Source organism: Erwinia persicina, from assembly GCF_014838825.1.
Classification (GTDB): domain Bacteria; phylum Pseudomonadota; class Gammaproteobacteria; order Enterobacterales; family Enterobacteriaceae; genus Erwinia; species Erwinia persicina_A.
Map to the genome: position 1 here is coordinate 40,642 of NZ_JACYMO010000007.1, position 26,246 is coordinate 66,887.

General features: G+C 54.5%; 26 protein-coding genes. 15 read left to right on the plus strand and 11 right to left on the minus strand.

Annotated elements, in window-relative coordinates; all coding sequences use genetic code 11:
• Positions 1-247: 247 nt before the first annotated feature.
• Positions 248-796: a GNAT family N-acetyltransferase gene (locus tag IFU29_RS16380; RefSeq protein WP_191934854.1), complete on the plus strand. Its 549-nt coding sequence runs from the start codon at positions 248-250 to the stop codon at positions 794-796.
• Positions 797-814: 18 nt separating this feature from the next.
• On the opposite strand, the gene IFU29_RS16385 is transcribed toward IFU29_RS16380, so the two are convergent.
• On the minus strand, positions 815-1,939 hold the full coding sequence (locus IFU29_RS16385; RefSeq protein ID WP_191934855.1) for an N-acetyltransferase: 1,125 nt from the start codon (positions 1,937-1,939) through the stop codon (positions 815-817).
• Positions 1,940-2,576: 637 nt separating this feature from the next.
• On the opposite strand from IFU29_RS16385, the gene IFU29_RS16390 reads away from it, so the two are divergent.
• Genes IFU29_RS16390 through spt form a run of 4 tightly spaced genes read left to right on the plus strand, consistent with a single transcriptional unit; the run spans position 2,577 to position 6,683 of the window.
• Positions 2,577-4,325: a fatty acyl-AMP ligase gene (locus tag IFU29_RS16390; protein WP_423244847.1), complete on the plus strand. Its 1,749-nt coding sequence runs from the start codon at positions 2,577-2,579 to the stop codon at positions 4,323-4,325.
• A complete protein-coding gene (locus tag IFU29_RS16395; RefSeq protein ID WP_191934857.1) occupies positions 4,322-5,233 on the plus strand; it encodes an NAD-dependent epimerase/dehydratase family protein in 912 nt (303 codons plus the stop codon). The genes IFU29_RS16390 and IFU29_RS16395 overlap by 4 nt, the downstream gene beginning before the upstream one ends.
• A gap of 30 nt (positions 5,234-5,263) precedes the next feature.
• Complete coding sequence (locus tag IFU29_RS16400) at positions 5,264-5,524, plus strand: acyl carrier protein (protein WP_191934858.1); 261 nt, start codon at positions 5,264-5,266, stop codon at positions 5,522-5,524.
• Positions 5,511-6,683 carry a serine palmitoyltransferase gene (gene spt / locus IFU29_RS16405; protein ID WP_191934859.1) on the plus strand — a complete coding sequence of 391 codons (1,173 nt, stop codon included), beginning with the start codon at positions 5,511-5,513 and terminating at the stop codon, positions 6,681-6,683. The genes IFU29_RS16400 and spt overlap by 14 nt, the downstream gene beginning before the upstream one ends.
• Positions 6,684-6,744: 61 nt before the next feature.
• Here the strand turns inward: spt and lptG are convergent, their stop codons facing one another.
• The 7 genes from lptG to IFU29_RS16440 form a co-directional block, all read right to left on the minus strand.
• Entirely contained in the window at positions 6,745-7,824 is a 1,080-nt protein-coding gene (gene lptG, locus IFU29_RS16410; RefSeq protein ID WP_191934860.1) for an LPS export ABC transporter permease LptG, read from the minus strand.
• Positions 7,821-8,891, minus strand: coding sequence for an LPS export ABC transporter permease LptF (gene lptF / locus IFU29_RS16415; protein ID WP_191934861.1), 1,071 nt, complete (start codon positions 8,889-8,891; stop codon positions 7,821-7,823). Before lptF ends, lptG begins: the two co-directional genes overlap by 4 nt.
• A 20-nt stretch (positions 8,892-8,911) precedes the next feature.
• Positions 8,912-9,475, minus strand: a complete 564-nt coding sequence (locus tag IFU29_RS16420) for a YtfJ family protein (RefSeq protein WP_191934948.1) — start codon at positions 9,473-9,475, stop codon at positions 8,912-8,914.
• Between the two features lie 22 nt (positions 9,476-9,497).
• Positions 9,498-10,346, minus strand: coding sequence for a hypothetical protein (locus tag IFU29_RS16425; RefSeq protein WP_191934862.1), 849 nt, complete (start codon positions 10,344-10,346; stop codon positions 9,498-9,500).
• Positions 10,321-11,679 carry a lipopolysaccharide biosynthesis protein gene (locus tag IFU29_RS16430; RefSeq protein ID WP_191934863.1) on the minus strand — a complete coding sequence of 453 codons (1,359 nt, stop codon included), beginning with the start codon at positions 11,677-11,679 and terminating at the stop codon, positions 10,321-10,323. The genes IFU29_RS16425 and IFU29_RS16430 overlap by 26 nt, the downstream gene beginning before the upstream one ends.
• A gap of 187 nt (positions 11,680-11,866) precedes the next feature.
• Positions 11,867-12,613, minus strand: a complete 747-nt coding sequence (locus IFU29_RS16435; protein WP_191934864.1) for a hypothetical protein — start codon at positions 12,611-12,613, stop codon at positions 11,867-11,869.
• Entirely contained in the window at positions 12,613-13,338 is a 726-nt protein-coding gene (locus IFU29_RS16440) for a hypothetical protein (RefSeq protein WP_191934949.1), read from the minus strand. The genes IFU29_RS16435 and IFU29_RS16440 overlap by 1 nt, the downstream gene beginning before the upstream one ends.
• Positions 13,339-13,538: 200 nt before the next feature.
• On the opposite strand from IFU29_RS16440, the gene IFU29_RS16445 reads away from it, so the two are divergent.
• From IFU29_RS16445 to IFU29_RS16465, 5 genes are all read left to right on the plus strand, one after another.
• Positions 13,539-14,264: a dTMP kinase gene (locus tag IFU29_RS16445; protein WP_191934865.1), complete on the plus strand. Its 726-nt coding sequence runs from the start codon at positions 13,539-13,541 to the stop codon at positions 14,262-14,264.
• Positions 14,265-14,558: 294 nt separating this feature from the next.
• Positions 14,559-14,879 carry a hypothetical protein gene (locus IFU29_RS16450; RefSeq protein ID WP_191934866.1) on the plus strand — a complete coding sequence of 107 codons (321 nt, stop codon included), beginning with the start codon at positions 14,559-14,561 and terminating at the stop codon, positions 14,877-14,879.
• A gap of 298 nt (positions 14,880-15,177) precedes the next feature.
• Entirely contained in the window at positions 15,178-15,423 is a 246-nt protein-coding gene (gene ycgZ, locus IFU29_RS16455) for a regulatory protein YcgZ (RefSeq protein WP_191934867.1), read from the plus strand.
• A 170-nt stretch (positions 15,424-15,593) separates the two neighbouring features.
• A complete protein-coding gene (locus tag IFU29_RS16460) occupies positions 15,594-15,893 on the plus strand; it encodes a hypothetical protein (protein ID WP_191934868.1) in 300 nt (99 codons plus the stop codon).
• A 233-nt stretch (positions 15,894-16,126) separates the two neighbouring features.
• Positions 16,127-16,375 (plus strand): biofilm/acid-resistance regulator YmgB/AriR, encoded by a 249-nt coding sequence (locus tag IFU29_RS16465; protein WP_191934869.1) that lies wholly within the window; start codon positions 16,127-16,129, stop codon positions 16,373-16,375.
• Positions 16,376-16,570: 195 nt separating this feature from the next.
• Here IFU29_RS16465 and IFU29_RS16470 read toward each other — a convergent pair whose 3' ends face one another.
• Positions 16,571-16,774: a hypothetical protein gene (locus tag IFU29_RS16470; RefSeq protein ID WP_191934870.1), complete on the minus strand. Its 204-nt coding sequence runs from the start codon at positions 16,772-16,774 to the stop codon at positions 16,571-16,573.
• Positions 16,775-17,158: 384 nt separating this feature from the next.
• On the opposite strand from IFU29_RS16470, the gene IFU29_RS16475 reads away from it, so the two are divergent.
• The 4 genes from IFU29_RS16475 to dcuR all read left to right on the plus strand — a co-directional run bounded on the left by IFU29_RS16475 (position 17,159) and on the right by dcuR (position 20,164).
• A complete protein-coding gene (locus IFU29_RS16475) occupies positions 17,159-17,392 on the plus strand; it encodes a YgdI/YgdR family lipoprotein (protein WP_191934871.1) in 234 nt (77 codons plus the stop codon).
• Positions 17,393-17,407: 15 nt separating this feature from the next.
• Complete coding sequence (locus tag IFU29_RS16480) at positions 17,408-17,638, plus strand: YgdI/YgdR family lipoprotein (RefSeq protein ID WP_191934872.1); 231 nt, start codon at positions 17,408-17,410, stop codon at positions 17,636-17,638.
• Between the two features lie 169 nt (positions 17,639-17,807).
• Positions 17,808-19,448: a sensor histidine kinase gene (locus IFU29_RS16485; protein ID WP_191934873.1), complete on the plus strand. Its 1,641-nt coding sequence runs from the start codon at positions 17,808-17,810 to the stop codon at positions 19,446-19,448.
• Positions 19,445-20,164: a two-component system response regulator DcuR gene (dcuR, locus tag IFU29_RS16490; RefSeq protein ID WP_191934874.1), complete on the plus strand. Its 720-nt coding sequence runs from the start codon at positions 19,445-19,447 to the stop codon at positions 20,162-20,164. The genes IFU29_RS16485 and dcuR overlap by 4 nt, the downstream gene beginning before the upstream one ends.
• On the opposite strand, the gene IFU29_RS16495 is transcribed toward dcuR, so the two are convergent.
• Both IFU29_RS16495 and IFU29_RS16500 read right to left on the minus strand, forming a co-directional pair.
• Positions 20,145-21,113: an FAD:protein FMN transferase gene (locus IFU29_RS16495; protein WP_191934950.1), complete on the minus strand. Its 969-nt coding sequence runs from the start codon at positions 21,111-21,113 to the stop codon at positions 20,145-20,147. The two genes, dcuR and IFU29_RS16495, sit on opposite strands and share 20 nt — an antisense overlap.
• Positions 21,114-21,230: 117 nt before the next feature.
• Positions 21,231-24,008, minus strand: a complete 2,778-nt coding sequence (locus tag IFU29_RS16500; protein WP_191934875.1) for a flavocytochrome c — start codon at positions 24,006-24,008, stop codon at positions 21,231-21,233.
• 593 nt (positions 24,009-24,601) lie between these two features.
• On the opposite strand from IFU29_RS16500, the gene IFU29_RS16505 reads away from it, so the two are divergent.
• Positions 24,602-26,113 (plus strand): DASS family sodium-coupled anion symporter, encoded by a 1,512-nt coding sequence (locus tag IFU29_RS16505; RefSeq protein ID WP_191934876.1) that lies wholly within the window; start codon positions 24,602-24,604, stop codon positions 26,111-26,113.
• The last annotated feature ends 133 nt before the right edge of the window (positions 26,114-26,246 follow it).

The following is a 26,246-nucleotide window of genomic DNA, read 5'->3' on the forward strand; positions in this document are numbered from 1 at the left end:
CTGCCCCAGTGCGGCCCGGGGGACAGAGGCAACGAGGCAACTTCAATGCGTCAGGCTAACGCGTATGCCCGTTCACCCCGTGTGGCGGGACTTAACTCTGGCGGAGTCAGGTTGAATTGACGGTGTTGAAAAAATAACGCACCTTTACCGGAGTTCGCCCGGCTGGCGGGATGCGCGTCGCGATACCACACCAGGACTGTGCGCCTGAGCCGGCCATCATGCTTTCGTGTCAAAAGGAGGTAAACACATGCCTGTGCCCGTGCTTAAAACCGAGCGCCTGATATTAAAACCGTTAGTCGCTGAAGATGCGCCACAGATTCAGACGATCTATCCACGCTGGGAGATTGTGCGTTACATGGTGGCCTCAGTTCCCTGGCCATACCCTGAGAACGGTGCAGAGCATTACGTCAATCACGTGGCGCTGCCGGCGATGGCAAAAGGCGAGGCCTGGGTCTGGACAATCCGGCGGCGTAGCGATCCCGATAACCTGATAGGGCTTATCTGCCTGGATGATGAGAAGGATAATAACCGGGGATTCTGGCTGGTGCCGGAATGGCAGGGGCAGGGATTAATGCGGGAAGCCAGTATTAAGGTGACAGATTACTGGTTTAATACCTTAAACAGGCCCGTGCTGCGGGCACCCAAAGCGGCCGAAAACAGTCGTTCCCGGCATATTTCTGTCGGCAGTGGTATGCGCCTGATCAGAACGGAAAAAAAGGAGTATGTCTGCGGATGGCTTCCCTCAGAGCTATGGGAAATCACCCGCGATGAATGGAACGCTCAGCGCCAGCGCTGAGACGGTTGCCTGGTGCGGTTAAAGCTGCTTTTCATACAGCCGGTAACGCTTATAAGCAACAGCTCCAATACGTTCCAGCATCGTGCGCATCCCGCTGTTTGCCTCTAAAATCCACGACATTTCCAGCGCATCTATGTGACGCCGGGCAAAGGGATCACGCAGCGCTTCGATCAACAGCAGTGCCATGACTGGTCCACTGCGGCTGAACTGATACTCCTGCCGCACCCCCATTAGCGGCACCCGGGCGGTGCGCACACCGCTGACCTTCAGTCGCCACAGCAGCTTTGCCCAACCGAACGGCAGCATTCGCCCCTTTAAACCGGCAATAGCCTCATTGATATTGGGCAAGCCGACGATAAAGGCGCAGGGGTTGCCTTCCACTTCAGCAATATAAATCATATCGTCGGGTACGAGGAATTTTAACTGGTCACCCATGACGGCGAACTCCCGTTCGGTAAAGGGCACAAATCCCCAGTTATTCTGCCAGCCGGAGTTAAAAATCTGTCGCATAATCTGCATTTCCTGGCTGAACTGCTTACGATTAAGGCGGCGGATAGTCACTTTCTGCCGCACTTTATCCATCAGACGGTTTAATGACGGGGAAAAATACAGATCGGTACGGCGCATCCAGTAAGCCAGCAAATCGGTACCCTGAGTATATCCCTGCTGTTCTACTGCGGCAGCATAATAGGGTTTACCGTGAGGCATCATCGCCGACGGCGGCGTATCGAATCCCTCAATCAGCAGGCCACTTTCCTGGTTAATATTCAGACTGAAGGGGCCGCTAATGTTTGTCGCGCCTCTGGCTTTCAGCCATGCTTCTGCCGTCTGGAATAATAAGCTGAACACCGATGGATCGTGAATGGCCTCTATCATGCCAAAATGGCCGGTATCTTCACCATATAACTCACGATGTAACGTATCGATTTGCGCCGTTATTCGCCCGACAACAACCTCTCCTTTTCTGGCAATCCAGGCCTGCCATTCAATATGTTCTTTCGCCGGATTTTTATCAGAAAGATGTTCCGCACGCTCCATATATAAGGGATCAATCCAGTGAGGATCGTCAGCATACAAGGTAGAAGCAAAATTTATAAATGCCTTAAACTGCTGCCTGGTATCAACTTTTTCAATGTGGATCATAACAACCTTATCAGTGGGTTATTCACGAAATAATACAATAAACCGGTCATCATTCCCGACGCAGCGGTTTATTGCTGTATATCCCAGGCAGCGTCATAAAATGAAAAAAGCGTTAAATGATAAAAAAGTTTTTTTTAGTCGTTCTGCTATCTTACCCTTGCAACCGCATAGCGTAATTTATTGTGATGAATATTGTCATCACCTTGTCATGCTTTTTACTGAATTCAATATGTTACAGAAATTATCTGAATGGGCATGGCTATTTTTACCACTAAATGCGTTTAATCACATTCGTGTAAAACTAACCATACACATTTAAAAAACTAAGCGTCATAATAATCCCACGATATTAACTGAGAAGACTTTCATGTACAGGGCTTATCCGGCCAATCGCGATATCATTATATCAACGGGTCTCTCCCCCACTCATCAGTATGCGGTCGCGCACCTGCGGATATAGCTATCCGTGTAAAGCTCGCGCGAGGCCTGCGGGAGGTTAACCATTAAAATTACAATTAAATACATACCTTAATCTAATGTCATTTTAGAAAAATTATTGCGAGTTTTTTACAAAGACCTCTATTCCCCGTAGCTATCTGTACTTTTTGGCGGTTTTTAATCTATGGCTTTATCGTATATATCTGAAACAAGTTCACACCACTCTCTTCCCATGCGCCATGCTGACTTCCCCACTCTGGTTGAGGCGTTAAACTACGCCGCCGGGGGAGATACCGGGATGAATTTTTACGACAGGCGTAATCAGCTGGCAGACGTGCTGGAGTATCGCCTGCTCAGGCAGCGGGCCATCACGGGTGCCCGGCGACTGCTGTCGCTCGGCCTGAATAAAGGCGATCGCGTGGCGCTGATGGCGGAGACCAGTGCGGGTTTTATCGAAGCTTTCTTTGCCTGTCAGTATGCGGGGTTAGTGGCAGTACCGCTGGCTATCCCGATGGGAATGGGCCAGCGTGATTCTTATATCACCAAGCTCCGGGGCTTGTTAAAAAACTGTCAGCCCGTCGCCATTATCAGCAGTGAGGAGTGGCTGCCGCTGATCCGTTCGGCCAGTGCAGATACCCCCGGTATTCATACCCTCAGCAATGATGACCTGGCGGCCCTGGCAGAGAGGGAGATCGCCCTCCCACTTCCCTGCCCGGAGGATATTGCCTATCTGCAATATACCTCGGGCAGCACGCGCTTCCCGCGCGGGGTGATCATCACTCATCGGGCGGTGATGGCGAATCTGCGGGTCATCAGCCATGACGGCATCCAGTTACGCGCGGGTGACCGCTGCGTCTCGTGGCTGCCGTTCTATCACGATATGGGGCTGGTGGGCTTTATGCTGACGCCGGTCGCCACCCAGCTTTCCGTTGATTATCTGCGTACGCAGGACTTTGCCATGCGGCCCATGCAGTGGCTCAAGCTTATCGGTAAAAACCGCTGTACCGTGTCTGTCGCCCCGCCTTTCGGTTACGACCTGTGCTTACGCCGCAGTAACGACAAAGAACTGGCCGGTATCGACCTCTCCAGCTGGCGCGTGGCGGGCGTCGGGGCTGAACCCATTCCCGCCTTGCTACTTGACCAGTTTGCCCGGCACTTCAGCAAAGTGAACTTCGACCGCCGGGCATTTATGCCCTGTTACGGGCTGGCGGAAACCACACTGGCCGTCAGTTTTTCGCCGGCGGACTGCGGGACTCAGGTGGATGAGGTCGATCGGGGTATTCTGGAATACCAGAGCAGGGCCGTCGCGCCGGGTGAAAAAACCCGGGCGATCTCGACCTTTGTTAACTGCGGCAGGGCGCTTCCGGGCCACCGTATCGAAATCCGTGATGAAGAGGGGCAGGCCCTGCCCGAGCGTGACGTCGGCCATATCTGTATCTCCGGCCCCAGCTTAATGAGCGGCTACTTCCAGGATAGCGCCTCACAACGGCTGATGCAGGAGACCGGCTGGATGGATACCGGTGACCTGGGCTATCTGCTGCAGGGCAACCTCTACGTTACGGGACGCAAAAAAGATCTGATCATCATCCGGGGACGTAATATCTGGCCCCAGGATATTGAATATGTCGCCGAGCAGGAGCCGGAAATTCATTCCGGCGATGCAATAGCCTTCGTCACCCCGCAGGATCGGGAAGAAGGGGCTCGCATTATCTTACAAATCCAGTGCAGGTTCAGTTCAGAGGCGCGCCGGGAACAGATCGTTCACTCCCTCACCGCGCATATTCAAAGTGAATTCGGCGTCGCCGTCGAGATTGAACTCCTGCCGCCGCACAGTCTTCCACGCACCTCATCAGGTAAGCCCGCCCGAGCAGAGGCCAGAAAGCGTTATCTCAGCGCGCTGGGCACCGCCGTCAGCCCACGGGTCGAACTGGCAGGCCAGACGCCATGACCGGCACCGTCGCCATCACGGGAGCCACGGGCTTTATCGGCAGGCACATTGCCGACAGCCTGCTGGCGCAGGGGTTTACCCTCAGGGCTCTGACCCGCCGCCCTCAGGGCACGGTCAATAATCTGACCTGGGTTGCGGGCACGCTGGAGCAGAGCGACGCGCTGGCTGAGTTAGTGCGCGGTGCTGACTACGTGGTTCACTGCGCCGGCCAGGTGCGGGGATGGCAGGAGGCGAGTTTTATGCAGGCCAACGTTAGCGGCAGTCAGCGTCTGATGCAGGCGGCAATAGCCAGTGGCGTCTGCCAGCGCTTTTTGTTGATGTCTTCCCTGGCTGCGCGCCACCCTCACCTCTCGTGGTATGCGAAGTCGAAATATCTGGCCGAGCAACGTTTAACCAACCTGACCGCCGGGATCACTTTCGGCATTTTTCGCCCGACAGCGGTTTACGGCCCGGGAGATAAAGAGCTGAAACCGGTGTTTCGCTGGCTGCTGCGCGGGCTGCTGCCGCAGACCGGACCGGCGGACGCGCGCCTCTCTTTTCTTCACGTCAGCGACCTGGCCGCCGCCGTGGGGCAGTGGTTAACGGCGGCACAGCCCCCACCCGGCCCCTGTGAACTCTGTGACGGCGTGGAGGGCGGCTACAGCTGGCCATCATTACAGGCCACCGGTGCCAGGGTGCGTGAGGGGCCCGTGCGGCTGATCGGCATCCCTCTGCCGCTGCTGAAGGGGCTGGCGGATCTCAGCGTGCTGGCCAGCCGTATAGCGGGTCGGGAGCCGATGCTGACCCGCAGCAAAATTCATGAGCTGACCCATCAGGACTGGTCAGCCAGCAATGTACGTTTCTCTGAACATACCGGGTGGTTGCCTGCGGTGACCCTGGAGCACGCCCTGCGTGCCGGGCTCTTTTGAAACACTGACTAAAGGGAAGTTGAGGATTTTATGCTGAATCAAAACGCGGTGATGGACTATATCCTGGCCTGTTTGCGGGGCATGGTTGCCAGTGAGCTGGAGATCGAACCAGACAGCGATCTTGTTGATGAACTGGGTCTGGAGTCGATCAGGGTAATGGATCTGCTGATGATGTTAGAAGACCGGTTTGATATCCCCATCCCCATCAATATATTGCTGGATGTCAGGACCCCGGTGCAGCTCCGGGATGCGTTACTCCCCTTCCTGGAGAAGTCATATGGGCCTTTATGATCGCTTTGCCCGCCTTGATCACCACCGGGAACAGTTTGAGGCCAGCGGTCTTAACCCGTTCGGTACCTGTATTGATGAAGTCTACTCGGCAACCGAAGGCCGCATCGGGGAGAACCGGGTGGTACTGGCCGGAACCAATAACTATCTGGGCCTGACGTTTAATCCGCAGGCGATTGCGCAGGGTCAGGCGGCACTGGCAGCTCAGGGAACAGGCACCACCGGCTCACGCATGGCAAACGGCAGTTACGGTTCACATCTGGCCCTGGAACATGAGATCGCTGCCTTTTTTGACCGCCCTACCGCCATCGTCTTCCCTACCGGCTATACCGCTAATCTGGGCATCATCAGCACCCTTGCCGGGCATGATGCCGTGGTATTACTGGATGCCGACAGCCATGCCAGCCTCTACGACGCCTGTGCGCTGGGAGGGGCAACGATCATCCGTTTTCGCCATAACGACGCCGCCGATCTGGAGCGCCGCATGCTGCGCCTGGGCGAGCGTGCCCGCGAAGCGATCATTATTGTCGAGGGCATTTACAGTATGCTGGGAGACGTGGCCCCCCTGGCGGAGATCGTCGATATTAAGCGCCGTCTCGGGGGCTATCTGGTGGTGGACGAAGCCCACTCGTTCGGCGTGCTCGGTGCCCGCGGACGCGGGCTGGCCGAAGCCGTCGGCGTTGAGCAGGAGGTGGATATCATCACCGGCACCTTCAGCAAAAGCCTGGCGTCTGTCGGCGGATTTGCCGTTGGCGCCGCGGCGATGGATGTGCTGCGCTACAGCAGCCGCCCATATATCTTTACTGCCTCCTCCTCACCCTCAGTTATCGCCTCGGTGCGTTCGGCGTTACGAACGGTTGCACAACGGCCTGAGCTGCGGGAAACACTGTGGAAGAATGCCCGCCGCCTTTACAACGGGCTGGAACGCCTGGGTTACCCGCTGGGGGCGCATATCAGCCCGGTGGTACCGGTCATTATCAGCTCGAAAGAGGAAGGTCTGCGGCTGTGGCGTGCGCTGATCGCCCGCAACGTGTATGTCAACCTGGTCCTGCCGCCTGCCGCACCGGCGGAGATGACGCTGCTACGCTGCAGCATCAACGCCGCCCACAGCGAAGCGCAAATCGATAAAATTGTTCAGGCGTTTGCCGATGTAAAAGGCTGAACCCCCCGGCGGCTCCCCGCGTTACCGGCGAGCCGCTTTCTGCGTCACGCTCCCCCCTGCGTCAGTGCTGCCGGTCAAACCGGCGGACCAGCGCTACCGCCAACAGCAGGAGTAACGCCGGCGGGCCCAGGGTGGTAAGCGGTACATTGAGTGAGAGCAGCAGCCCGAGATTAACAATAATCTGGTCGCTGATGTAGGTCACCAGCCCGACAATCACACCGGTGGCTAAACGGCTGCCCATGCCAGGCGACCGCGGGTTGCTGAACGTAAACGGGATAGCCAGTAAGACCATCGCCAGGGTTAACACCGGCCGCCCCAGCTTCTGCCACAGGGCGATCCGAAATTCCGTTCCGGGCTGGTGGGTATCGTGCAGGTAGTGAATATAGCGGCGAAGCTGGCCAATCGAAAAGCTGGCAGCCGGCAGCGTCAGCTCCTTCAGGCTGATGCGTGTGAAGAGGGATCGCCACGCCAGGGACGGCCGTATCGTTACTGTCTCTTTCTGGTTCAGCCACTGCTTTTGATTCACGTCGTGCAGCATCCATATGCCGTTGCCGAGGACGGTGGCGCTACCGGCATAAATATAGGACGCCAGCGTCAGGTCTGGCCGGTAGCAGAAGATCTCCACGCCCACGGGCTGCTGATGCTCATCCAGCCGTCTGACCGTAGCGAATTCATTATGACTCCTCGCCCAGAGCGCATTGTTGATGCTCTCACCGTCTTCATCCTGCGCCGCTGCGGCGCTCTTCAACGTAATCGCGCGCTGCTGTAACGGCGAGGCCACCCACTCATCAAGCGCGCCAGCCGCAAACGTTAACATTATGCCGGCAGCGGTTATCGCCAGTGCGATGCGCAGGACAGAAAAACCTGCCGTGCGCATGGCCGTTAATTCGAGGGTTTTCGACAGCTGCCCCAGTCCGACAATGCCGCCCAGCAGCGCGATAAAGGGAATAAGATCGACCAGGCTGCGGGGTAGCGTCATCAGGACGACCGCCACGGCCTGCGTCCAGCGATAACCGCCGGGGCTGACGTCATCCAGCTCGTTAATCAGATTAAAGGTGGTAAACAGCGGGATCAGCAATCCTGCGGCGGCGGCAAAGCCGGTGAAGACGTTACGGATGACATAGCGGCTGAAAATGTTCACCGGAAGCGTGCCGGCAGCAGCGCCAGATCGCGGGCTATAAGCAGCGCCACCCCCGCCAGCATCAGCAAAGGCACACACCACACGCCGGGAAACACCGGTAGCGCCCCATTGGCCACCAGCGTGCGGGAGAGATTCCCCCCATAAAAAATCGCCGTGAACACCAGGGTCAACGGCAACAGCGTGGTAAAGCGCCCCTGCCGGGGTTTGATGCGGCTTAGTGATACGGCTAACAGCGCCATCAGCAGGGCACTGGCCCCCCGGCTCTGCCGCCACTGCAGTTCAGCCCGGTCGGCGGGATCCTGCGAACGCGCAAGCTCGTTCACGGAGGCCGACTTACGCCGGGTGTTGTTGCTTTGGGGGATCGGGGTCAGCTGCAGATGAAGATGACGGTACAGCGTTTCACTGTCCGCGCTGCCCTGGTGATCGAGCGAATAAGAGGTTCCGGACTGCAGCAGCACCGAGGGGCTGGCAGGCGAAGGGTCGGTCACGCTGACCGTTCCGGCCCGGTATACGCTGCTTTTTATCCCAGATGAGGTGTAAATAAGCACATCCGACAGGATACGGGTGACGGGATCAATCTCTGCCGCCAGCACCATCCTGCCGCTGTCATTGACATTAAACTTACTGGCCACCAGCCGGTGCGTGTCCAGTTCGGACTGCGACCGCTGCTCCAACTGATAAATTTGCCCGTAGGCCCAGGGCCTGGCGTACATTGACAACAGCATCACCATCATACCCAGCGGCACGGCCAGCAGCATCACCGCCTTATACAACCGCAGCGGACTGGCACCGGAAGCCAGCATCGCGGTGATTTCCGCATCGCTGTAGAGCTGCCCCAACGCGACACCGACGGCGACATAAAGCCCGACCGGAAGCAGCATCTCAAGGGCGATCACCACCTTAAAGAAGACCACATCGAACACCACCGACAGGGCTAACGTACCGTTGGCCGCATCGGTCAGATAGCGCTGTGCCGAATAGCTGGCAAAAATAAAAATCAGAAAGCCCACCAGGGTCGCCACTAAGCGGTGAGTCTGCATCAGGATGTAGCGTTCAATCAGCAACATACACCGCGCGCCTTTTGCCATTACTGCTGCTGATCGAGCAGGTGATGAACCTGCGCGAGAAGCCGGGCAACCTCATCTGGCGTCAGGGCCCCATCCTTCACCCACTGAATACGCCCCTGCTGGTCAAGCACCAGGATGGTTGAACTCGCCGCCTTCAACTGCCAGGCGCGCCGGGCGAGGCCATCGCTGTCGATAATGAACTGCGCCCAGGGGTAACGTCTTTTATTCTTTTCAACCTTTCTGCGCACAAAAAAACCGGAGCCGGGGATGGCATCATCCGTATTGACGATGGTCGTCGGCTGGAAACGATCGGATGGAAACCGGGCACGCTTAATGGCCTGGATCAGCAGTGCGTTTTTATTTTTTGCAGAGGTGCGTCCGGCAATGTACTGCACCACGCGAATTTTGCCCGCCAGCTCCGTACTCTTCCAGGGTGAATAATGAATCTGCCCGTGTTCCAGCCGCAGCTCCCCATCATCCGTAATCAGAACGGGCGGTACCCGGTGTCCGATATCGAAGTTGTGCGCCGTGGCCAGCACCGGCAGTAACAGACCCAAAACGGGCAGACATCTGCATAACCTCATCATGCTTCCTTTCTGATGGATGTTACTGACGGACGCCAAGCGGATAGCGTTCCAGAAACTGTTCCAGCCGCTGACGGATACCCGCATCCAGCGGTGCGGCGGCATTATAGTCACTGTGCCCCGCCAGGTTGCCGGACACCATTTCATCGTGCCGGTCGCCCATTAAACCGTTTATTGCCGCTAAGTAGCGCGAGATCTGCCTGGCCTGCAGATCGTCTGGGGCCAGGGCGCGCAGCGTGTCGTAGTAAGAGACCTGCTGACTGACAATTTTCCGCACGGCGTGAAACTCCCGCCCAGTGAGCCTGGGTTTGCCGAGGAATGCCTCAAGCTTGCGCATCTCCTGCTGGCAGCAGGCGATAAAGTCACGCTCTCCGGTCAGTGGAAAATGCCGCAGAGAGTGATCCACCCACCGCCAGACCGGCGCGCTGAGACAGAAACGCAGTATCCGCCCATAAAAAGTCACATGGCTTATATTTTCGTTACGGAATGCATCCTGAAAGCGCCCGAGAAAGACCGTGGTTTTGCTCAACCCCGCGCTGCACGCGTGTTGCTGCCCGTAGAGCCGCTGGGCAAAACGCAGGTGTTTGTAACGTGAGCGGATATATTTGTACTGCCTGCGCTCCTGTTCTGACAGCGTTTGCCCCTGTATAACCCGGGTGACCAGGCCCAGCAGCTCTGCCCGCGTAAAACCCTCCTGCCAGTATTGCAGGCACAGGGCGTAATTATCGCGAATGCTCTCCCCGGAACAGGAGAGGTCGATCGCCTGCGGCAGGCTGACGCTGTCATCAATACAATCGTCTTCGTCCACCGCAGTAAACAGTAAATCGACGGTTTCAGGCGGGTACTTACGCCACGCTGGTCTGCTGGTCATGGGGACGTTCTCCGTGCTGACTGAAAGGGAGTAAATGACGATGGCGGTAGGCCCGCAGCGTCGGAACAAGCAACAGCAGCACGTCCACACACTGCCCTGCTGCATAGGCAAACGCCGCGCCGGACACGCCAAAGAAGTGTGACAAACCGACCAGCAGTAACATACTGGTGACGGATGAGATGGCCTGGGCCACAAGGAAGGCGCGCTGCTTTCCTGCCATCAGCAGCAGCGACTCCTGCGGAAAGCCCATCATCGACACGACAACGGCACAGAGCATCACCTGAATTAAGTCATAAGCTTCAAGATACTGATGCCCGAAAACGAGGGAGACTAAGGGCTGCCCCACCATCAACACCACCAGTGCGACGGCAAGTCCAATGCCTCCGGCTAACAATGCTGATTTCAGCCCCAGCAGCCAGGGCCTTTTCGTCCGCGGATCCAGCCGCATCATCTCGGGATAAAAACTTTTCTCCATCAGGCTCGCCGGTGTACCGGTGGCCGATAAAAAGGTCATCGCAATTTTGAACAGGCCGGCGGCGGCAGGTCCGGACACGATGCCGACTAACACCGTGCTGCCGGAGTTACGCGCTGCCCAGATAGAGTGGGCAATATTCGTTGCCCAGACAAAGCCCCACGCCCCGGGAAGATTTCGTGCAGCATGCAGTAATCGCGGCCGGAAAGCGTGATGGATGCCCCTGCGGCGCAGTTCGCGGGCAGCAAACCACCAGTACAGCACGCCCCCCATCAGATCAGAAACATACCAGGTCAGCATAAAACCGGCGAAGCCAAAATCCCCGGCGAAGGAGATCACGCTGCCTGCTGCCCGCAGAAAGGGCCGGACCGCCTGCTGAACCGCAATCAGATCGAACCGGTCAAGCGCACGTAAAATGCCGGTGGGCGTGGATGCCGCCATGGAAGGGATCAGCGTGCAGTAGAGGATCGCCAGCCAGAAGCTGTGCGCGTCCAGTCCTAATGCCTGTGCAAGGAAAGGCAGCAGCAGCATGCCCCCGGCAATCGCCGCTGCGCCGCTGGCCAGGTCCAGCCCCAGCGAAAAGGAGATCACCTCGCGAAACTGCAGCAGGTTATTATTCGCTAATGCCGGGGTACCGTACTGCACCACCAGCTGCCACGTCTGAAACTTCATCACATCGCTTATCGTTTTCGCATACGACTGGATCACCACCAGCACCCCAAACAGGGCGGGCGACATCCCTTTCCCGGCACAGGAAAGTGCCAGCAACCCCAGCAGAGCACTGGCCACATTGCCAGAGCCCAGATAGGCCGTATTGCGCAAAATGGTGCGAAACACACCATCAGAAAACCAGTGTTTCATGGAAACAGTCAGCCATAGCCAATATTCCAGCAAACCGGGCGAATAAAGAAAACCACTCGCCATTCAGTGCGTTTAACTGAAATATTATTCAATAAATTTTTCATCAGAGAGATAAGACGCCGACATTAAAACCCTGCCCGTAAATATTTCCCTGAAGACAATTGCGCCTCTGCCATGAATACCTTATTCAGGGAGATTGCCGTTGAGGGGCAATGGCCAGAATGGCATTCAGCGATTTTTGCAGCACATCGTTATAGGGTGCTCTGGAATCCACTTCCAGCACAGCCGCGTGATTGTAATTAATTTTATCCATAACAGAGATTTTATCCCGCAACTCTTCGTAATCGTGATCGGGCTTGCGGGAAAAAGCGGTATCAATATCAATATCAAGGCGGATCACTAACTGTGGGCGATAATACGCCATTTCCTGATAGAGCCGTTGTTCGCGCCGGGCCAGCCCTGTCATCAGCCACCCTTTCACTCGCTCAACGCCAATGCCGGGGCCGTCATAATGAAAACCGGCAATCTCTGCCTGCGGGTAGCGGTCACTGATCACCATCACCCCGCTTTTTGCCAGTCGTTCCACCTTGCGCAGGTTTGCCCTGCGCCGCAGCGAAAACCCGTACATAATCAGCGCCGCCCATAGCGCCGGTGAACGGGTCTGCATACTTTGGGTCTTTGACGACTTTGCCGCCAGACGTCGCTCAAGCCAGACGCCAATCAACGGCAGGCGCTTGATTTTATCGCCCTCCTCACCCGAAACCAGCCCCAGATAGCGGCGCTCTGTGAGGTAATGCGTTTTCAGGTTCTTCACTAAGTCGGCGGTCAGCGTCGATTTTCCGGTGCCATCGCACCCGACGACCGCGATCAGGCCCGGAATACAGGCCCCTGTGGGCTGTTCGTTTATCTTCACGTTATCAGATGCCCCTGACATCAATTCTGATCGTCGCTGAAGGTGCGGAGAGGTGATGTCCCCAGTGAGATCTGCACCGCCTGCCTTGAGGCATCAAAGATTTTATCCGCAGGTTCACAGCCGTTTAAGTCAATGATCTTCGCCCCATTAAATCGCAGATGGGGGATCACCGCCGTCTTCTCCCGCAGCGCGGCGATCGGGTGGTCAGGCTTGCGCTGGTGCGCGGTTTCGGCATCAATATTCAGCCTGATTAACAGCAGCGGGGGATAAGACGCCATCCACTGATACAGTCTCTGCTCCCGCGCTCTCAGCGCACAGATCCACCGGTTGCCCCCTGCGGTTTTCGCCAGCTGAGGTCCGTCAAAACGAAATCCGGCCACCTCCGCCTGCGGGTAGCGGTCGGTAAAGAGTAAAGAGCCTTTTTTACAGCGGCTCAGCATCCGGCGAAACTTATAGGTGCGCCAGCAGGAGAGCAGATAGATGACCAGAGCCGTGCCCCCACCCGGCGGGGATGCCGGTTTAGCATGGACCCCCCGGGCTTTCGCCCGTAAATAGCGACTGAAAGGCGCGCCAACCACAGGCAGACGACCTATCCTTTCTGCAATATGGCCTGACGACTGCCCGAGATACACGAGTGCCGCAGCTTCTCCGGCAGAAAAATAACGTACAAGTTGAGAGGCCAGCGTTGTTTTACCCGCGCCGTCGCAGCCAGCAATGGCAATAACCCTGACCGCAGGATGAGGCATAAGAGAGGAAGGTTGCTTCACAGCTAAATCCGTATTGAAAATAATGCCACGATGCTAATTCAAATTTCTCTGAGGTTATTTGCGGTTACGTGCGGTTAACTGTCGCTTTATGTATTAATGGCATTTTACAGACGTACCTCTTGAGGACATTTCAGGATGAGCGTATTTTTCCGCTCACTGTATCCAGAAAGAGTTTAAGTATGTCACCGAAAAAGATACCGCTCATTGCCGTTATTGGCTGCGATGGGTCGGGAAAGTCCACTGTCTGTGAACATTTAATTACTTATATTAATAAATATGGCCCTGCCGTCAGAGTTCATCTGGGAAAACAGGCGGGAAACGTTGAGCGGGCGGTTATTAAGCTACCGCTACTTGGACCAGCGTTGGATAATGCCATTAAACGAAATAAAGTGATTGCGGCTAAAAAACTTCCCGGCCCCATCCCTGCCCTGGTCGTAATGAGTTTTGTTCTTCGCCGCCTGTGGCGTTTCAGACATATGCTGGCCTGCCGCCGCCGTGGGCTGATTGTCTTAACCGACCGCTTTCCCCAGGTGCAAATGCCCGGGACGAACGATGGACCGGTTTTTCCTGCCCATGTCCCTGGCGGGCGTTTTGTCCTGTGGCTGGCCGAACGGGAGCGACGTGCATTTAGCTGGATGGCCAGGCAGAAGCCGGATCTGGTGATCCGCTTGAACGTCAGTCTTGACGTCGCCTGCAAACGCAAGCCCGACCATCATACCGAATCCCTGGCCAGAAAGATTGCCATGACGCCGCTGCTGACCTTTGAAGGGGCACATCTGGTGGATATCGATGCTGATCGCCCCCTCGATGAGGTGCTGAATGCCGCGATGACCGCTGTATCAACGCTGATGGTCTCACTGGGGTACCCTGCTGTAGAAGCAGAGACGTCTTACCTGCTCTCCTGATGCGCTTATCCCTGAGCACGCAGTGAAAATAACCTAGGAAACATCTTAATATTTCCAGATCTGTAGGTAATCTGTCGCAATAAAAATAAATAAATCTGAAGAAAAAAATAGGGCGAAAATATAATAAACTATAAAAAACAGCAACTTAAAATATAAAAGGCCGCTTTTAATCGTTTTAATCTATCAATCAAATTGATCTGCAACTCATGTGGCGTCAGCGTAATGAGGCAGGATGGTTTATAATTAGTCTGCACGTAAAAAGTTAATCTTTTGAAAAGCACTCTGGAGGTATTTTTGTCTATTTCTGATGAAGATGAAAAACAGCACGTTGTCATCGGTGAGGCTGCAATGAATCTTATCTTCAGCAGGGAAGAAGTCAGTCTTGGGTCTCTCATTAACCAGTTACAGAGTATGGCGCGCACGGAAGACGATGAGGATCGGCTGCTGAAGATTGATGAAGCGCGCACGTGGTTGCTTGAGTATAAAAAAGGGCGTACTACCGCCCCTGCGGGAAATCACTGGCTGGCCTCATCAGGCCATCAAAACGATCCGGTCAGCAAAGAGTCTGACATCACGATGAACGTTTACAGCGACACCGAAAAACCAAAACGCTGAAGCACCATCTGCGCAGCGGCCCCAGGCCGATGTCACAACATCGGCCTGACCCCTTTACTGTACGCCAGCCCTTACCCTGCCCGCCTTAAATTTCAGAATTTTCCCTATTTTCCCCTCCATCGAGGGCGGTATGATCCTGCCTGTCTATCTCGTAACACGATGATCTTAAAGATTTAGCACTTTTTGCACAAATCTTAAGGGGGTCAAAATTCACTATTCCTGTACAAATCACTCATAGATGTATAACTTTACTGCGGAAAATTTGACACAACAAACTTTACGACTGAGGGACATTCTTATGCGTCAGGACGGTTCCAACCCGAAGATTGAAAATGACATCAGCCGTTATTTTAGTGAGGCGGTAATGCCTTCTCAGCAGGAAACACTTGGCCAGATTGTGGTTGAGATCCTGCGTTCAGGCCGCAACCTTAACCGCAAATCTATCTGTTCAAAGCTGCTGACGCGCCTTGAGCTGGCATCGGGCCCTGAGCAGGAACGGCACTATCAAGAACTGATTGGCTTACTTTTTGGCCGCGGTGACTGAGTTTTTAAGCAACTTTTGCTGATTGAACACTTATAAGTGCGCATTACGTCACGACTCAGTCCGACAATCTGACCATCCTGCCCATCGGCACATGCTGTAACAGGGTATCGGGATGCAGGTTTCTGCGGGTATTTTAGCTCTGCCCGCATCACTGATTCAGAGAAGTTGGTATGTACAGAAACGAAGACGAAGAAGAATTACTCTCCGATATTATTTTAGGCGAAGCCGTTATGGTTCTGCTGAAAGCTGATGCGGCGATCAGCAGTTCAGCTCTCATCCGTCAGTTGCAAGCTATGGCCGCAGGAGAAAAAGAACTCACCCGGCAGCGCGCCTGCAGACGTGCCATTGCGGAGGTCAGGAGTTACCAGGCTCCTGAGCCGGATACGGATACCCGGGAGATCCGCGACAGGGATAACGTGACCCACCTGTTTACCAGCGAAGGTCCGGCAGACGGAACGAAAAAACACTGATGGATCTGGCTGGGTGTACTACGCTCATTCAGGGGTAAAGCGGTATCACGTTTGCCTTACAGTATCTGTTTCATCGATGGCGCCTGAAAGGCGTGCTTAAACCGCCAGCAGGCGCGTCCGGTGAAGAGCAGTTTTCACTTTAGCGTCAGCGTTTTCCGCCCTGCTTACTTCGTGGAAAACACCCTTAGCTGGCTCATAGAGCATTTTTTCCATTTTTTACAAGGTCATTATCCATGCAGCAGATGTCATCAGAATCCGAAATCCTGAGTTATTTTCAGGGTGGCGGTGAGAAGTTTTCACAAGAGGCTCAGGTTCTCGGTGCTGTGATAAAGGAACTGGCAACCGGTGGCAGACATGTCAACAATAAAGCCATTATCCTCAAGCTGATTGAGAAGCTGGAGACCACCTCGGACGTTGTGCAATTGGATGTTTATCGTCAGGTGCTGGAAGTGGTCGTTGGCATGACGCCAGACGATGCCTGACAGGATGGTCAGCCGCCGGCGAGACAAAACCGCATGATGAGGCACACCTGAGTTATCTGCAGGTGTGCCTTTCAATCTGGTGGAATATAACGAAAGTGTCAATGCGTTTGCTGAGTTGAAACAAAACTAAGATTTATCTCTCTGCTGTTGAGATGTTTTTTTCATTAGCAGAGGAGCCCACGCTTTTCCGCGCGATTAATGAAAGCTTTCCAGTAGATAACGGAAGGCCTGCTTATAAATATCCAGAAGCTGAGCATCTGCTGTTTTGCTGCTGTGAACCTGCAGCATAATGAGCACGCTCTTCTTATCCAGCGGTTGTTTTGCTGTAATCAACTCTGACACTGCCCGCCCAATAACTGCATAAATTTCTTTCGGATATTCCTGGTTATTATCGTGCACATGCACCCCTTGTCTGGCTGTATGTACTTTAATATTAACATTTCATGATGAATATTGCACATCCCCGACATCAAATCCCGCGCGAATAGCGAAGAACCCCAACAAAGCGAAGAATCAACACATTGATTTAGAACATTTTTTTATTCCACCCACTTACCCCTCCGACGCATGCGCTTAAGACCAAACAAATAAGTAAATAACATTATAAAAAAAGGCAAGATCATTCTATTTTTTTAAGATTAATCTGCGAAAAAGTAGAAGCCTGGTTAAGAAACTGTAAATACGCAGCACCCTGAAATATATTACTGCCAATTTATAGCAGATTTGAAAATCCCAACTATAATTGGTGGGTGAGACGAAAAAGACACCAATAAGGAAATCCAAATGAAAGTCACACTGTTTAAGTCTACCTTTATCGCTGCGCTGTCACTGCTGATGCTCGCGGGCTGTGCGTCGAATCAGTCAATTCAAACTACCGATGGTAAGACTATCGTTACCGACGGTAAGCCACAGATTGATGATGAAACCGGACTGGTTTCATACAAAGATGCTCGCACGGGTCAAACAGAACAGATTAACCGTGAGCAGATTAAAAACATGAGTGAACTCGACAACTAATAAAAAGGAATCCCTATGAAAAAGATTATGGCTGTATCTCTGGCGGCACTGTTCTGCGTTACCGCCCTCTCCGGCTGCACCCGCAGCAGCTATGCTATCCATACTAATGATGGCCGTACCATCATCAGTGATGGCAAGCCGAAGGAAGATAACAAAACGGGTCTGATTGCTTACACCGATGCCAACGGCACTGAACAGCAGATCAGCAAGAGTGACGTTAAAGAGCTCAGCGAACTGCCAAAATAATGGCGTGAGCCCCTCCGGGGGCTCTTTTAGACTCCTCCCCCCCCTACCTCTTAGCGCCCCCCTGTCGTAAGAAAACCAACCTCATTTTCCGCTAAAATATCCTGTTTAACCGGTTCACGCGTTATATTAGCGACAGTTTAAGCCGCTTCCCTCTCTTTCAGGAGTCTCCATGAGTGACCCGCAGCTGACGCCGCCGGTGCGAAAGCGCCCGATGAAACTCAGCACTTCCGTCAGCCTGATGGTCAGCGCCGTGATCGCTACGGTGTTGCTGATCGTGCATCTGTTCTATTTTTTCCAGATAAGCCACGTCACCCAGGAAAGCGTCAAAGATAAGGCCCTGGCGGTAGCACGCACCCTGGCCGACTCCCCTGAGATCCAGCAAGCACTGCAGTTACCCCCCACCCAGGGGATCATTCAGCCGATCGCCAGCGCCGTGCAGGAAAGCAATGACCTGCTGTTTGTGGTCATCACCAATATGGACGGTATCCGTTATTCTCATCCCGATGCCAGCCTGATCAACCAGCACTTTATCGGGGAAGATCTGCAGCCTGCTCTACGGGGTCAGGAGAATATGGCCATCAATCACGGCAAACTGGCTGAGGCGCTCCGGTTGTTTACCCCGGTTTACAACCACCAGCAGCAACAAATTGGCGTGGTGGCGATCGGTATCTCGTTAAGCGAAGTCGCCAAACAGATTAACCAGAGCCGCTGGAACATTTTCTGGTCTGCACTGTTCGGTATTCTGGTTGGGGCAATTGGCACTTTCCTGCTGGTAAACGCCGCCAAACGCATCCTCTTCGGGCTGGAGCCCTATGAAATATCCACGCTGTTTGAGCAGCGCCAGGCGATGCTGCAATCAATGAAAGAAGGGGTGATCGCCGTGGACGATCACACGCAGGTCACGCTGATTAACCGTGCGGCGCGTCAGCTTCTGCGCGACGCCGGCATCCAGCAGGCGGTGAACGGTGATATCGGCGAGACGGTAGCAGCCTCCGGGCCGCTGATCTCGAATCTGCGCAACGTGCTGAGCAATGGCCTGCCCCGGCGGGATGAAGAGATCAACCTGAGAGGCCGCATCCTGCTGTGCAATACCATGCCCGTCCGCAGTAACGGCGTCATTATCGGTGCCATCTGCACCTTCAGGGATAAGACCGAAGTCAGTCAGCTGATGCAGCGCCTCGACGGGATGGTCAGCTATGTTGATGCCCTGCGTGAACGCTCTCACGAGTTTATGAATAAACTGCATGTGATCCTCGGCCTGCTGCACATGAAAAGTTACGGCAAAGTAGAGGATTATATTCTGAAAACCGCTAATAATTATCAGACTGAAATCGGTTCGCTGATGGGAAAAATCAAGTCGCCGGTGATTGCCGGTTTCCTGTTGAGTAAGATTAACCGTGCTTCCGACACCGGTAATCATCTGCTGATCAGCGATGACTGCATGCTGCCTGACAGCGGCAGTGAAACCCAGGTGGCCGTGCTGATCACGGTGCTGGGTAACCTGATTGAAAATGCCCTCGATGCGCTGGGACCCAGCGCTGAGGGCGAAGTCAGCGTGCTGCTACACTACCAGAATGGCTTCCTCGCCTGTGAGGTTAGCGATGACGGCCCCGGCATTGCTGCCGACCAGCTGGAGGCTATTTTTGAGAAGGGTTTCTCTTCGAAAGGCGAAGAACGCGGCGTTGGACTGTTTCTGGTAAAACAACAAACCGAGAGCCTTGGCGGGAAAATTATTGTAGAGTCCGAGCCTGGCGTTTATACGCAATTTTTTGTACAACTGCCCTGGGATGGAGAGAATAAAAACGCATGATCAATGTTTTAGTCGTCGATGATGATGCGATGGTCGCAGAACTGAACCGTTGCTATGTCGCTCAACTGCCGGGGTTTACCTGCTGTGGCGTGGCGTCCACCCTGCAACAGGCAAAAGAGTGGGTGCTGCACAGTGACGTCCCTATCGACCTGATTCTGCTGGATGTCTATATGCAGCAGGACAACGGATTGGATCTGCTGCCGGATCTGCGCGAGTCCGGACGCGCTGTCGATGTGATTGTCATCTCTTCTGCCGCCGATGCGGCGACAATCAAACAGTCCCTGCACTATGGTGTGGTGGATTATCTGATCAAACCCTTCCAGTTCTCCCGCTTCGAAGAGGCACTGACCGGATGGAAACAGAAAAAAACGCTGATGGACAACCACGCGTTTTATGAACAGGCAGACGTGGATCAGCTGCTGCACGGTAATCCGCCAGCGGCTGAAGATACCAAACGCCTGCCAAAGGGTCTGACCCCGCAGACGCTACGTACCCTGTGCCTGTGGATCGATGCGCATCCGAATGATGAATTTTCCACGGACGACCTCGCTGCTGCCGTGAATATTTCACGCGTTTCCTGCCGTAAATACCTCATCTGGCTGGCGCACAGCAATATTCTGTTTACCAGTATTCACTACGGTGCCACCGGCCGCCCGGTCTACCGCTACCGTCTGCAGCCGGAGCATACTGCCCTGCTTAAACAGTATTGCCAGTAAGGCGATAGCTGTCGTCCAGCAGCGTAAAGCGGTAAGTGCGCTGTGAGGAGCAGATCACCTGACGATCCCGGGTAACAAAAATGGCCTCGATGTCTGGCGTATTGCGCAGGACAGCGAGGCTTTTTTCTACCCCCATGCCGTACAACAGCGTCGTCCAGATGTCTCCGTCAATCGAGTCAGCAGAGACGATCGTTACACTGAGCAGTTCATTGTCCAGCGGGACGCCGGTGTGCGGGTCAAGGATATGGTGGTAGCGCCGTCCCTCAAGCTCGAAGTAGCGTTCGTAAACACCGGAGGTCACTACGGACTGATGCGATACCGCGATCACACCGATCAGCGCCTCAGGTTCAGCAAACGGCTGTTTCAGGCCGATGCTCCAGCCCTGCTCACCCGGATGCCCCAGCGTCTGGACGTTCCCCCCCAGGTTGATCAGCGCACAGTCAACGTTCTGCTGGTGCAGATAGTCGCGCACCACGTCAGCAATATAACCTTTGGCGATCGCTCCCAGGTCAATCTCCATACCTGCCTGCTGCAGAAAAACTGAGTGTTCGGCATCATCCAGTACCACCTGATGCGGGTCGGTGAGCGCCAGTAACGTCTTCAGTTCGCTTTCAGGCGGCACCGTATGCCCCTGAAAGCCTATTTTCCAGCGTTTGACCAGCGGGCCGATGGCAAAGTTAAAGCTGCTACCGGGTAGCCTGCTGACCTCACTGGCCCGCCTGATAAGCTGATAGACCGGCGGGCTGACGACCACAGGATGTCGCCCTGCCGCATGGTTAATCGCCATGACTTCAGAGTGAGCGCGGTTAACGGTGAATAGATTTTCCTGCTGCTTAATAAGACGAAACACTCGCCCGGCGAGTGCTTCATCGTGGTCAAACAGCTTAAGGAGGATGGGTGAGCCCATCAGGACGGCGGAATAGGCGTACACGCCAGTTTCAGCGGGCAGGGTCATTCTCAGGCTCCTCAATGCGGGACGACCGGGACAGCAGGTTGCGTCCCCTGTGGATGAAGGCGATGGCGGGGCTGACTTTTTTCCGGTCAGCCCGTTCATGCCTCGCGGCCGTTAGCGCCGGGCGTAAGCCGCAGCGTTACGGCCAGCCAGGGTACCGAAGATGATGATATCGGCTACGGCGTTTCCACCGATGCGGTTAGCACCGTGAATGCCACCGGCCACTTCCCCTGCCGCCCAAGCACCAGGAATCACCTGTTTCTGCGCATCCAGCACCGATGTATCGGTGTTAATGGTCACGCCGCCCATGGTGTGGTGAACGCCCGGGGCGATGCGGATGGCGTAGTACGGTCCCTTATTCAGCGGATGACGCAGGGCGGTGGTACGGCCAAAGTCTTCATCCTTCTGCTGTGCCACAAAGCCGTTGTAGCGGCCCAGCGTGGTCTGCAGCGTTTCCTGATCCATATTCAGCTTCACTGCCAGCTCATGCGGCGTTGGCGCACTGATCACGAAGCCTTTGGCAATATACTCATCGGCCGCTTTGTTATTGCTGCGAACCTGATCGTCGAAGATAATCCAGGCGCTCTTCTCTGGCAGGGCAATAATCTCAGCGGACACTTTGTCGCGGGTTTCCATTTCGTTGTAGAAACGGTGGCCTGCCTGGCTGACCAGGATGGCACCGCCGCCGCGAATCGATTCGGAAATCAGGTACGAGGTGGTCTGCTCCACTGTCGGGTGAATCTGAATTTCGCCCATATCAACGGTATCCGCACCGATGTTCTGCAGCATAGCAATCCCGCTGCCGGTGGCACCTTTGTGGTTGGTGGTCACAAAGCCGTCCAGCTCAGGGCGGTATTTCACCACCATTTCGCGGTTGGCGCTGAAGCCCCCGGTGGCGACGATCACGCTTTTCGCATTGAGGATGCGGGTGTCATTATACTCATCCACCACTCTCACGCCGCTGACCGCCCCATTCTCCATCAAAATTTCAGCAACAGAGGTTTCCAGCAGCACTTCAATATTGCGCTGGTTGATGTTCTTCACCAGTCCGCTGATCAGAAAGCCGCCGACGGCTGAACGGTCTGCAGGGCGGTGTGTACGGTCAATGCTCATGCCGCCGGTGATGGTGATATCGTTGAGCTCGATACCGTTGCCCGCCAGCCACTCAATGGCCTCCGGCGCGAGGTTAACGAACTCACGCAGCAGCTCGGGATTGTTTTTAAACTTGCCGCCTTTCAGCGTCTCGTCATAGAACAGCTCTTTGCTGTCTTCAATGCCTTTCAGTTTCTGGAAGCGGGTTTCTGCGGCATTCATGCCGACGGAAGCCTTAATGGTATTCCCGCCGATGGTCGGCATCTTCTCGATGATCACCACATGCGCACCGGCATCACTCGCCTCGATCGCTGCGGCCAGACCGCCACCGCCGCTGCCGACCACGACCACGTCGTAATTTTGGGGTGCCTGCGGATTACCGCCCTCTTCGATTACGTGCTCCTTGCTGGAGGTCGTCATCGCGCGGGAAACGGCTTTTTTCAGCGCCTCACTCTGCGTGGTCGCGCCGGTTACTGCATCCACATGCGGACTGTTAGCCACCAGCATGCGGGTACGCAGGCTTTCAAAGGTAGTGGTGAAGTCAACATCAAGGCTGTCGTCAGGGATCAGCGAGATGTCAGTAATACGGTCGGTATCCAGTGTGACGTTGATTTTCAGCTTCAGCGCTTCGGCTTCCACTTTTTCCTGATACACGCCGGCTTTGTATTTGCGACCGCTGGTGCTGACATCGCGGATCATGGCGTCAACCAGTGAGAAACGCCACAGCGGTTCAGGAATATTCAGTGCTTCGCGCTGGGTGCTGTCGATAAACAGCTCCAGATGATCGTTTTTAATGATGCGGTCTGCCCAGTCCGGGTAGGCGATACAGGCTTTACCCACGGCCACCAGGTCGAAACCGTACTCCAGCGCCATCTCGGCATCCGCTTTGTTAACCACCCCACCTACGCCAATCACCGGCACTCTGGCCAGGGTCTCTGAACGTGCTGCCAGGTAGTTGGTGATCAGCGGGGTTGGATCTTCACGATCGACAATGGAGGAACGCAGCAGCTGTCCCACGGAGAAATGCACGTAATCCAGGCCGCGTGCGGCCAGCTTTTCCAGCAGGTACAGCGTGTCGTCAAAGCGGATGCCCGGCACTTCAATCTCTTCCGGGGAGAAGCGGTAGCCGATAATAAAGGAGGAATCGGCAAAGCGTTCCACCATCTTATGGGTGATCTCCAGCACTTCCAGCGGGAAGCGGGCGCGGTTGTCACGGCTGCCGCCCCATTTATCGTCGCGCTGGTTAGAGTTCGGGGAGTAGAACTGCTGGATCAGGTAGGTGTTAGCACCGTGGATCTCTACGCCATCGAAGCCGGCTTTAATCGCCCGGTTTACGGCGTCACCAAACTTGGTGATCATCACGTCTACTTCTTCTGCCGTCAGCGCCTGCGGCGTGGTCGCCCCTTCACGCGGGGCGGCAATGGCACTCGGTGCGACCGGGATGCGACCGCCAATCAGCTCCGGTTCGACCATACGGCCACCGTGGTAGATCTGCAGGATGGCCTTAGAGCCTTCGGTTTTGATAGCGTGAGCAATTTTTGCCAGGCCCGGGATCTTGTTATCGCTATCAATGGCGATGGCGCCAGGGAAGGCCGGCCCCTTCGGATCTATAAAGCAGCACTCGACAATCACCGTGCCAATGCTGCCCGCACGGTCACGGTAATATTCGACAAGCTCACTGGTGACGGTGCCGTCATAAAAGCCGGTACAGGTAGTCATCGGTGCCATCAGCAGGCGGTTTTTCAACACCGCACCGTTAGGCAATGTCAGCGGGTTGAGAATAGGGGTTAACGTATTCATAAGGTGGACTCCAAATTAAAAGTTCTGAATTCTTTCGCGGACAGCTGTTTATTATTTATATGAATGGTCCGATGTCATGGTGCTAATATAGCAATTTCTTTAGCTATATAATCGATAACTTTAATTATTTAACTTTTAAATAAACGATTGATTTTTATTATCCTAAAATGATATAAATACTTTTATTAATTGTTAACCAATGAGAACAAAAAATCAACTTATGGTTTACATTAAAATAAAAATGATTAAAATCAATGGGTTGAAAAAATTACCTGGGTTTTTCTGGAAATGAAATCTACCGTATCAGGGGTAATAATGTGCTCAAATGAAAACTACTCATAATAATTCAGTCCCATTTGTTAAAAATAAAAGGGTCCTTTGATTTTTCTTGATCTAGATCAAAGTCTATATTTAAGGAAGTCGCATTATATTTATATCAAGCCCATAAATAATGACGTTCCTCACCAGGAACAGGGCAAAAAAGATTCAAGTATCAGGGTAAAAAAAACGGAACAAATAGAAAAGAAAGTAAAAAAAACCGCTATACCTTACCGGATACTTAACGCATTCTTATTAACTTGCAGACAAAAACTATGAAACAGACATCGATAGTAAGTGATACCGCAAAGGCTCCTCCGGCCCCTGCGGCGCAAAAAAAACGCCTGCTTATGTTGTTCCTGCCCGTTCTGGTCGCGGTACTGCTGCTGCTGGTACCGGTCCCGCACGGCCTGGAACCGCATGCCTGGCACTTCTTTGCCATTTTCGTTGGGGTGATTGTCGGTTTGATCTTTGAACCACTGCCCGGTGCGGTTATCGGCCTCACCGGCGTGGTAGTGATTGCCCTGTTCAGTCAGTGGCTACTGTTCAGCCCGGCTGAGCTGGCGGATCCTAAATTCAAAACCGCCGCTCAGGCCTTTAAATGGGCGGTGAGCGGATTCGGGAACTCCACCGTCTGGCTGATCTTCGGTGCCTTTATGTTTGCGGCGGGATACGACAAAACGCAGTTTGGCCGTCGCCTGGCGCTGATTCTGGTGAAATATCTGGGTCGCCGCAGCCTGACGCTGGGTTACGCCATTACCTTCGCTGACTTGCTGCTGGCACCGTTCACCCCGTCCAACACCGCGCGCAGCGGAGGCACTATCTATCCGATTATTGCCAACCTGCCGCCCCTGTACGGTTCCAAACCCAATGACCCCAGCGCCCGTAAGATTGGTTCTTACCTGATGTGGGTGGCCATCACCGCCGCCTGTATCACCAGCTCCATGTTCCTCTCGGCGCTGGCACCGAACCTGCTGGCCCTGGCCCTGGTGAAAAGTGTCGTAGGCTTCGATATCTCCTGGGGTATGTGGTTCCTCGCCTTCCTGCCGCTGGGTCTGTTACTGCTGCTGACCATGCCGCTGCTGGCTTACTGGCTCTACCCGCCGGAAGTCAAATTTAACGATGAAGTCCCGCGCTGGGCCATCAGTGAACTGGAAAAACTGGGTAAACTGTCGCGTAACGAAATCCTGCTGCTGGTGTTCGTGGTCTCTGCCCTGCTGATGTGGATCTTCGCTACCGCATGGATTGAACCGGCGATGGCCGCACTGCTGGTAGTGGTACTGATGCTGTGGACCGGCGTCCTCAACTGGAACGACATTACCAGTAACAAACCGGCCTGGAACACCTTTGCCTGGTTTGCCACCCTGGTCGCGCTGGCGGACGGTCTGGCTCGCGTCGGCTTTATCGCCTGGCTGGGCAAAGAAGGTGGCATGCTGCTGCAGGGTTATGACCCTCAGGTTTCAGCGGTAGTGCTGATGATTGCCTTCTTCCTGTTGCACTACCTGTTCGCCAGTACCACTGCGCATACTACCGCGCTGTTACCGGCCATGCTGACTATCGCGGCATCGATTCCGGGCATTAATATGCCGGTATTCTGCCTGATGATGTGTACCTCACTGGGTGTGATGGGCATCATCACCCCTTACGGCACCGGCCCAAGCCCGATTTACTACGGTAGCGGCTACCTGCCAACCAAAGACTACTGGCGTCTGGGCACCATCTTCGGTGCTATCTTCCTCTGCGCACTGATGCTGATTGGCTATCCGTGGATGGTGATGATGTTCTGATGCGGACTTAACGGTTAATTTCGCACTCAGGCATGCAGATGTTGCAACAATGTTATACCATTCCTGACCTGCCGACCCGAGCCCGGGCCGGCAGGTCAAAAAAATAAAACAGATATCGCCATTAATGTTGCCG